This window comes from Bacillus sp. P4_D3 (assembly GCF_056401855.1).
Genome location: NZ_JBFUIN010000120.1, coordinates 1 through 8356, shown reverse-complemented (window position 1 = coordinate 8356; position 8356 = coordinate 1). Strand labels below are relative to the sequence as shown.

At 36.1% G+C, this 8356-nt stretch carries 10 protein-coding genes and 1 pseudogene; 2 read left to right on the top strand and 9 right to left on the bottom strand.

The window, feature by feature from the left end; translation table 11 throughout:
- Nucleotides 1–134: pseudogene (locus AC1DTM_RS14050) on the top strand (MarR family winged helix-turn-helix transcriptional regulator); the annotation flags it as partial.
- A gap of 24 nt (nucleotides 135–158) precedes the next feature.
- Here the strand turns inward: AC1DTM_RS14050 and AC1DTM_RS14045 are convergent.
- From AC1DTM_RS14045 to argC, 7 genes are all read right to left on the bottom strand, one after another.
- Nucleotides 159–362 carry a hypothetical protein gene (locus AC1DTM_RS14045; RefSeq protein ID WP_002067000.1) on the bottom strand — a complete coding sequence of 68 codons (204 nt, stop codon included), beginning with the start codon at nucleotides 360–362 and terminating at the stop codon, nucleotides 159–161.
- Nucleotides 363–420: 58 nt separating this feature from the next.
- Nucleotides 421–972 carry a DUF2062 domain-containing protein gene (locus AC1DTM_RS14040; protein WP_477000371.1) on the bottom strand — a complete coding sequence of 184 codons (552 nt, stop codon included), beginning with the start codon at nucleotides 970–972 and terminating at the stop codon, nucleotides 421–423.
- A gap of 300 nt (nucleotides 973–1272) precedes the next feature.
- Nucleotides 1273–2223: an ornithine carbamoyltransferase gene (gene argF, locus AC1DTM_RS14035; protein WP_016106110.1), complete on the bottom strand. Its 951-nt coding sequence runs from the start codon at nucleotides 2221–2223 to the stop codon at nucleotides 1273–1275.
- Nucleotides 2224–2235: 12 nt separating this feature from the next.
- Nucleotides 2236–3396, bottom strand: a complete 1161-nt coding sequence (locus tag AC1DTM_RS14030) for an acetylornithine transaminase (RefSeq protein WP_016106111.1) — start codon at nucleotides 3394–3396, stop codon at nucleotides 2236–2238.
- A complete protein-coding gene (gene argB, locus AC1DTM_RS14025; RefSeq protein ID WP_016106112.1) occupies nucleotides 3393–4160 on the bottom strand; it encodes an acetylglutamate kinase in 768 nt (255 codons plus the stop codon). The genes AC1DTM_RS14030 and argB overlap by 4 nt, the downstream gene beginning before the upstream one ends.
- Before the next feature lie 11 nt (nucleotides 4161–4171).
- A complete protein-coding gene (gene argJ, locus AC1DTM_RS14020) occupies nucleotides 4172–5395 on the bottom strand; it encodes a bifunctional glutamate N-acetyltransferase/amino-acid acetyltransferase ArgJ (RefSeq protein ID WP_199715353.1) in 1224 nt (407 codons plus the stop codon).
- A gap of 10 nt (nucleotides 5396–5405) precedes the next feature.
- Complete coding sequence (gene argC, locus AC1DTM_RS14015) at nucleotides 5406–6443, bottom strand: N-acetyl-gamma-glutamyl-phosphate reductase (protein WP_016106114.1); 1038 nt, start codon at nucleotides 6441–6443, stop codon at nucleotides 5406–5408.
- 225 nt (nucleotides 6444–6668) lie between these two features.
- On the opposite strand from argC, the gene AC1DTM_RS14010 reads away from it, so the two are divergent.
- The gene (locus AC1DTM_RS14010; protein ID WP_002160569.1) at nucleotides 6669–6854 is read left to right on the top strand and encodes a YqzH family protein; all 186 of its coding nucleotides are present in this window, start codon (nucleotides 6669–6671) and stop codon (nucleotides 6852–6854) included.
- A 30-nt stretch (nucleotides 6855–6884) separates the two neighbouring features.
- On the opposite strand, the gene AC1DTM_RS14005 is transcribed toward AC1DTM_RS14010, so the two are convergent.
- Together AC1DTM_RS14005 and AC1DTM_RS14000 are read right to left on the bottom strand one after the other, a co-directional pair.
- Nucleotides 6885–7679, bottom strand: a complete 795-nt coding sequence (locus AC1DTM_RS14005; protein ID WP_002199407.1) for an SDR family oxidoreductase — start codon at nucleotides 7677–7679, stop codon at nucleotides 6885–6887.
- Between the two features lie 9 nt (nucleotides 7680–7688).
- Nucleotides 7689–8356 (bottom strand): MBL fold metallo-hydrolase (locus tag AC1DTM_RS14000; protein WP_477000370.1); only part of this gene is annotated, 668 nt, incomplete at its 5' end.

The window sequence follows — 8356 nt, the reverse complement described above, 5'->3', positions numbered from 1 at the left end:
TAGTAAATCAGTATCAGCAATTCATTTTAGACAAACTAAAAGAAAATTTTCAAACATTATCTGAGGAAGAGCGTGAAAAGCTCATTCATTCTCTTAAAACCATTCAAAATTTAATTTTGAAAACAAACGCATAAAGCTGCTTCTAAATAGAAGCAGCTTTATGATTCGTAATAATTACCATAGTATACATTTGAATATGGCCATGTCATTAAATACGGCTTTTGTTCTTGAACAGGTTGCTGCTGAGGCTGTTGCATTTGCTGTATTTGTTGCTGTGGATACACTCCGAATTGCTGCCTCATATCATTTACAGCATAATAATTTGTATACGGATATACTTGAGGTACGTAGTAATAATACATTCATTCTCTCCCCCTTTTTCTTAAACATATTCAAAGGAGAAAATGAATGTGACATTCTTTATATTTGTACAAGTGGTTCTCTCACTTGTTTCTTTCTTTTCTTCAAACGTAACTTACGATTCTTTTCATATAAATAATGCACTACGAAATATGAAATTACCCCAAACACAATTCCTATTATCGTCATACCAATTAATACATATACTTCACTCTGTAATAAGCTCTTTAACATCGTAAAAATATGGCTCGAAAACAAATTTGATATCGTAAATGGTTCATGATGTATTTTCTGTACATCAAATGGATAAATTATTTTCCCTAATGCATAAGCAAACGGAAATAAAAATACTGGGAGAAACGATATTTTCCCAATAATATTACCAATGACTGCGGCTGGAAAAGATCCCTTTGCTAACCTGACAATTGGATAAAATATTAAATATACGAGCGATGCCGTATAAATCACCAACATTTCTAAACCAAATCCAATAGCAAAACCTAACGACACTTTCTTTGCTCCTTCTGGCGATCGAAGCAACTTAAAATATTGAAACTTTAATATTCTCCACATTCGCTGAAAAAACGAATATGTTTTCTTAGTTGTTTTCAAATTCATCATCTCTTTAACTATATTTTTTTATCTAGTATGTCCTTACATGATATGAAAAATAAAGTGAAACTATAATCAGTGGGGGTTTTGTTCATCCCCCACTGATTATTAGTTGAACCAATCGGGCGTTTACGGGCAGTTKATCTCCCACCTAACTTCTTTGCTCCAGCCGAATTTTGAGGTGGGAGTTTTACTGCCCGTTAATGCGGGATAAAATTAGTTTTCTCTTTTTATTATAAATGATATAGAGATAATTAACTAAATATACATCAGACATTTCAGCATAAAAAAACCTTCCTTTTAGGAAGGCTCCTCTATATTTTTAAACAAACTCACTAATAAAGCTTTTTGCGCATGCAGTCGATTACCAGCTTGCTCAAAAACGATAGACTGTGGCCCATCTATAATCTCTCCAGTTACTTCTTCTTCACGATGAGCAGGCAAACAGTGCAGGAAACGATATGTTTGCTTTGCATGTATAACAAGCTCTTTATTTACTTGGAAAGGCTGGAATAAAGTATATTTCTCTGCTTCTCCTTCTTGGCCCATACTCATCCAAACGTCAGTATAAATAAAATCCGCTCCACTTACCGCTAATTCAGGATTATGCAAAATCTCAATTTCAGCCCCTGTTTCATCTGCAATCGCTAACGCTTTTTTAACAATTTCTTCATTCGGTTCATACCCTACGGGAGTCGCAACAGTCATATTCATTCCGACTTTTGCACTTGCTAGCAATAGTGAATGACATACATTATTCCCATCACCTACGTAAGCTAATTTAATTCCTTTAAACGTATGAACTTCTTCATATATCGTCATTAAATCTGCCAACGCTTGGCAAGGGTGATGATCATCAGTTAAACCGTTAATAACTGGGATACTGGACTCTTTTGCAAGCTCTTCTACATCTGCATGCGAGAATGTACGTATCATAATTCCATCAATATAATGAGATAGTACTTTCGCAGTATCTGACACCGTTTCTCCTCTGCCAATTTGCATCTCTTTTCCACTTAAAAACATTCCATGTCCTCCGAGCTGTACCATCCCTGCTTCAAAAGAAACGCGAGTACGAGTTGAATGTTTATCAAAAATGAGACCTAATATTTTCCCTTGTAATAAAGGCTCCTGCTTGTTCTTTTTTAAATATATAGCGAACTCAATTAAAGAAATGATTTCTTCTTGCGTCAATTCTTCTAACGTTAAAAGATCTTTCGTATTTAATTTCGGTACTTGTACAGTTGACATGAAATTTCCCCCTTATATTATTGATGCATTTTTTGTACAAACCACTTCTTTTATCATATATACTGCCTGTTCTAGCTCTTCATTCGTTACAATAAGTGGTGGTAATAGTCTTATAACATTAGGCCCTGCTTGTAATACGAGAAGTCCTGCTTTTTCTAATTGTTCTATGAAATTTGCAACCTCATGCTTACATTCGATTCCAATCATAAATCCCTTACCACGAATATTTTGAACACATTCAACGTGTCGTAATTCTTCTTGCAATTTCTTTAATACGTACTCGCCCTTTTCCTGTACCTCTTTAAAAAACGATTGTTCCTTAATGAATTGCAATACTTCTTTCGCTGCAGTCATAGCGATATAATTCCCACCGAAAGTTGAACCGTGTGACCCTGCAGTAAAAGAAGAACCCAGTTCTTTCCGGCCAATCATCGCTCCAACTGGAATACCATTCCCAAGCGCCTTTGCGATGGTAACGATATCAGGACCTATTCCCATTTGCTCATAAGCGAATAGTGTTCCTGCCCTGCCTATTCCAGTTTGTACTTCATCTATAATAAAAAGAGCATTGTACTGATTACATAGTTTTTCAATTTCCTTCAAAAAGGATGGATCAGCTAATATTACTCCTCCTTCTCCTTGAACAACTTCTACCATTACCGCCGCAACTTCTTCATTCATTACTTCCTCTAATGCTTGTATATCGTTAAATGGTGTATGTAAAAAAGACGGAAGTAATGGACCGAATCCTTCTTTCACTTTATCTTGCCCTGTTGCACTCATCGTTCCAAATGTTCTCCCGTGAAAAGATTGTTCACATGTTACTACGAGAGATTTTCCAGTATGCTTACGTGCTAGCTTTAAAGCCGCTTCATTTGCCTCCGCCCCGCTATTACAAAAAAACACATAATCTAATGCTGTATCTTCTGTTAATAACGATGCGACCTCTTCTTGTAAGGAGTTCGTAAACAAATTAGATATATGCCATATGTTTCTAAGTTGCTTTTCTACTGCCTTTACAACAGTAGGATGACAATGTCCTAAGTTACATACGCCAATCCCCGACGTAAAATCTAAGTATTGCGTACCATTTTTATCAATGACTGTTGTTCCATTCCCCTTTACAAACTCAATAGTTCTCCTGCCATACGTTTGAAAAAGATGACTTGTCATATGATACTCACTCCTTTCGTTACCGTGGTTCCAACACACTTTCCTGTGACCTCGGCAAAATCCTTTGTACCATTTACGATACTAACCTTTTTCACTCCCATTTTTAACGATGTAAGTGCCGCCTGTACTTTCGGAATCATCCCGCCTGTAATGACACCTTGTTCTATAAAAGTAAGAATTTCATATTCATCCATTTTCTTTACCAATCTTCCTTCGTGTAATACTCCATCTACGTCCGTTATAAAAATGAGTTCTTTTGCGGATAGTGCATATGCAATTCCAGCTGCAGCAGTATCTGCATTAATGTTATAAACTTCATTACCATTTATCCCGATTGGAGCAATAACAGGAATATAATTCATATCTATCAACCCTTTTAATAAGGCTGTTTCTACATAACTTACTTCTCCTACATATCCTATCTCTTCACCAACAGGTTGAACTTGAAGTAAATTACCGTCACATCCTGAAAGCCCCACCGCAAGTAAATTATGTTTTTGTAAATTCATTACGATTTTTTTATTCGTACTTCCGCATAGCACCATTTGAACAACATCCATAACCTCTTTCGGCGTTACTCTTAATCCATCTTTCTTTTCTATCTTGATATTTAAGTCTTCTAACTTGGCATCAATTTCTGGGCCACCGCCATGGACAATAACAACCTTATACTTATTTTGCAATTTCTTTATGCAATCAAAAAACACACTATTTAATCGATTCAACATGCTACCGCCACATTTAACTACAATATAATCGCTCATCTTCTCTCTCCTTATGTACGATAACAAGCATTTATTTTCACATATTCATAACTTAAGTCGCAGCCCCAAGCTGATCCCGTTTCATCTCCTAAATGTAAACACGCATCAATTTTTATTTCATGTTCTTGTAATTTCTTTTTCATTTCCTCTTCGGAAAACATTTGAGGCTCACTATTTTTTAATACGGCGATAGATTGAAGAGTGATATCAATTGTATTTGGGTTAATAGTTACTTTACTTTGTCCAATACTACTAATAATTCGTCCCCAATTTGGATCCTCACCATATATCGCTGTTTTCACAAGACTTGAACCGACTATTTGTTTTGCAATTTGCTTTGCTTCTTCATTTGTTCTAGCCCCTAACACGTTTACTTCTATTAACTTCGTAGCACCTTCACCATCTTGTGCAATTTTTTTCGCTAAATCTTCACATACCTTTTGTAAAGCAACTAAGAAAGTTTCCCAGTCTTCATGTTCCATATTCATCGTTTTCGTTTCTGATAATCCACTTGCCATAACGATGACCATATCATTTGTAGAAGTATCTCCGTCCACCGTAATTTGATTAAACGTATGATTCGTAATTTGTGATAATGCTGTTTGCAATACTTCATGCTCTATATTGGCGTCTGTTGTAATAAAACTAAGCATCGTTGCCATATTCGGTTTGATCATCCCTGAACCTTTTGCGACCCCAGCAATGATCACTGCTTCCCCATCAATTATCATCTCATAGCAAGTTTCTTTCGTTATAAGATCTGTCGTTAAAATTGCTTCACAAAAAGAATAAGCTTCACTTACTTCCTTTGTTGGCACAAGAGATTCAATTCCCTTTCGAATGATATCCATCGGTAAAGGTACTCCAATTACACCTGTTGAAGCGACTGCGACGTACTTTTCTTTTACTCCAAAGTGTCCCGCTCCTAATGTTCGCATCTCATAAGCATCTTGCAATCCTTTCATCCCCGTACAAGCATTTGCATTGCCGCTATTTACAACAATTGCTTGTAATTTCCCTTCTGCTGCTATGCTATCCTTCGTTACTTGCAACGGCGCTGCTTGTATTTGATTTGTTGTATACACAGCGGCACATGATGCTGGCACCTCACAAACGATTGCACCCACATCTTTTTTCACCTTTTTCAGACCATTTGCAGTACCGATTGCCGAAAAGCCTTTCGGCGTAACAATTGAACCATTTGCTAATTTTGTAATAGACGATGCTTTAATCATAATTTCCCCCTTATGGATAAAGCGGCATATGCTGTAAACCCGTTGTCTCTTCTAGTCCCGCTAATAAATTTGCATTTTGAACTGCTTGCCCTGCTGCGCCTTTCATCATATTGTCTATCACAGAAACTACTGTAATTCTTTCTGTTCTTTCATCGTAAGCCATCCCAATATCACAATAATTTGAGCCTCTTACTTCTTTCGGACTCGGAAACTCTCCTTGAGAACGAATTCGAACGAAAGCTGAATTGTGATACGTTTCTTCATACAACGTTTGAAGTTGCTGCATTTTGATTTCTTGTTTTACTTTCGCATAGAGTGTAACCATAATCCCTCTTGATATCGGTATTAAATGTGCATTAAATGTGATTGGCTTCGCTTTATCATTCCACTCTAAAAGCATTTGCTCAATCTCAGGAACGTGCTGATGCTGATTTACTTTATAAATGTGAAGGTTATCATATAGCTCTGGAAAATGAGTCATTGTTGTTGGAGTTTTGCCTGCTCCAGATACACCTGACTTTGCATCAATGATAATCGAATCTTCTTCAATCATTCCGCTACGTACTAACGGCGCTATCGCTAATAATGCAGCTGTCGCAAAACATCCTGGGTTTGCAATTAAATCTGCATTTTGAATCTCGGACCTTTTCCATTCGCTTAACCCATAAACTGCTTTCTTAAGAATTTCTTCTTGTGCAGCTGGCCTTTTATACCACAGTTCATATGACGAAGGATCGATCATACGATAGTCTCCAGATAGGTCAATTACCTTTAAACCTACTGCTAATAATTTTGGAGTTAACTCTGCCGATACTCCTGCCGGGGTCGCTAAAAATACGATTTTCGCTTCCTTCTCCATTGCCTTTACATCAATTTCTTGTAATGTATGTACGAGAACATTTCGAAAATGCGGGTATACATTTGTTATACACTCGCCAACTTGCGAAAAAGAATGGAGAGATGCTATCGAAAAATACGGATGTTGCTCTAATAACCGAATTAACTCAATTCCTCCATATCCAGTTGCTCCAATAATTGCGACTTTCATAAGCTCCTCCTCATATCGATTCTTTAAGTTAAGTATGATTATAATATTGTATATTTATAGAGTCAATTAAATATTTATAAAATTTTTAAAACTTAAAAATCTTAATTTTACTGGAAAAACAATATACACAATCGAATTTTTATGCAAAAACAATGTATAGTAGTATTTCCATTTCACTTCAAGTACAATAAAACAATACATGTATACATACAGGCGGGGAAAAACATGAATGAAAAATTAATTGAGAAAATGATTATAAAAAGTTTTCGGCAATATCAATGTAATCCTGTTTCAAAAGAGGATCAGGAAATGCTAATTAAACATATTCAAATGATAATTCATTCAAATACTGAAATTGATGTATACGAGGCTGTTGAGGATATCGTTTACGATTATGTGACTGGAAAATAAAAAAATAGGAGATTTCCATATGGAAATCTCCTATTTTTTACTTAATGATTTGCCTGCAACACGTTCAAATAAACCTGGGAATAATGCGTAGAGCTTTGGCCCCATTCCCATCCACTTCGGCAAGTTTACTTCACGTTTTTTCGTTTGCATCGCCTTTACGATTTGTTCTGCTACATATGTTGGTTTTAACATGTAACGTCCCATATTTTTCACATATGTACCTGATTGATCGGCTATTTCAAAAAAGTTCGTATCTATCGGTCCCGGGTTAATTGCTGTTACATACACATTTGTGTTAGATAACTCCATGCGCAAACTATTCGTAAATCCTAATACAGCGTGTTTTGTTGCTGCATAAGCACTCGACTTCGGAGTTGCAATTTTTCCAGCCAATGAAGCAATATTAATAATTTGTCCTTCGTTCCTTTTTACCATATAAGGTAATACCGCTTTCGTACAAGCTACTAATCCAAATACATTTACTTGAAACATATCCTTTACTTCATCCATTGAAGCATCTTCAAACGTTTTAAAAATACCAAATCCCGCATTATTTACCAATATATCAATACGTCCTACTTCTTGTAATACCTTTGAAAAAACAGATTGTACTTTCGTTTCTTCACTTACATCTAATACATAGTAATAGCAAGGCGTATTATAAGTTTCTTTAATTTTGTCTGCTAATGCTTGTAGCTTCTCTTCTGTTCGGGCCATTAATACCGGCGTCGCCCCTTGCTCTGCAACCTGCATTGCAACTTGCTCTCCAATTCCACTAGAAGCACCTGTAATGACGATTACTTTTTCTTGTAAACGTCCCGTCATTGCTGTCACCTACTTTGCATAATAAATCAATTGTTGTGAAGATTCATCAATCATCACTTGTTGATTATATGCTAAAAAGTCTAATTGTCCAACAGTTTCTGAGATAGTAAGTGGCAATTGCTCTTTATATAATACCGGAAATAGTTTTACACATACTTCAAATGCTGTCATTGGCTTTTCCTTTAATAGTTCAAGCACTTTAAAAGCACGTGTCTCTTGCTTTTGTAATCTTGTTTCAATAAGTTGTTTCATATTCAGAACATCTTCCCCATGCCCTGATAAAATACGTGAAATATTCATTTCACTTAAACGTTTTAACGTTTGATTATACTGCAATAAAGGACGCGCTCTTTCTGTTTGCCCTTCATATGGTGGTTCTAATATTGGATTTGAAGAAATATGACTAATGAGAGCATCCCCACCAATTAATATTCCATCAGATTCTCTATATAATGAAATATGAGTGGAAGCATGACCCGGGGTTTCAATCACTGTAAATCCAGGTAACGAATCTATACGATCTCCCTCTCTCACGGTATGTGTTAACGATCTATTACAAGAATATTTGAGTGTCTTCGTCGTCAATAACGCCTCACCATTCAAAAACGCTGCTGGAACGCCGAACTGCAAGGCTGTCTCTTTAAAAAATTCATGATACCTCTTTAAAAATTCAGCAT

Bases quoted from the DNA above. Each gene is read 5' to 3' on its own strand.
- AC1DTM_RS14010 (WP_002160569.1), top strand. From the start codon at position 6,669: ATGAATGAAAAATTAATTGAGAAAATGATTATAAAAAGTTTTCGGCAA.
- AC1DTM_RS14030 (WP_016106111.1), bottom strand. From the start codon at position 3,396: ATGACAAGTCATCTTTTTCAAACGTATGGCAGGAGAACTATTGAGTTT.
- AC1DTM_RS14005 (WP_002199407.1), bottom strand. From the start codon at position 7,679: ATGACGGGACGTTTACAAGAAAAAGTAATCGTCATTACAGGTGCTTCT.
- argJ (WP_199715353.1), bottom strand. From the start codon at position 5,395: ATGATTAAAGCATCGTCTATTACAAAATTAGCAAATGGTTCAATTGTT.
- AC1DTM_RS14045 (WP_002067000.1), bottom strand. From the start codon at position 362: ATGTATTATTACTACGTACCTCAAGTATATCCGTATACAAATTATTAT.
- argF (WP_016106110.1), bottom strand. From the start codon at position 2,223: ATGTCAACTGTACAAGTACCGAAATTAAATACGAAAGATCTTTTAACG.
- argB (WP_016106112.1), bottom strand. From the start codon at position 4,160: ATGAGCGATTATATTGTAGTTAAATGTGGCGGTAGCATGTTGAATCGA.
- argC (WP_016106114.1), bottom strand. From the start codon at position 6,443: ATGAAAGTCGCAATTATTGGAGCAACTGGATATGGAGGAATTGAGTTA.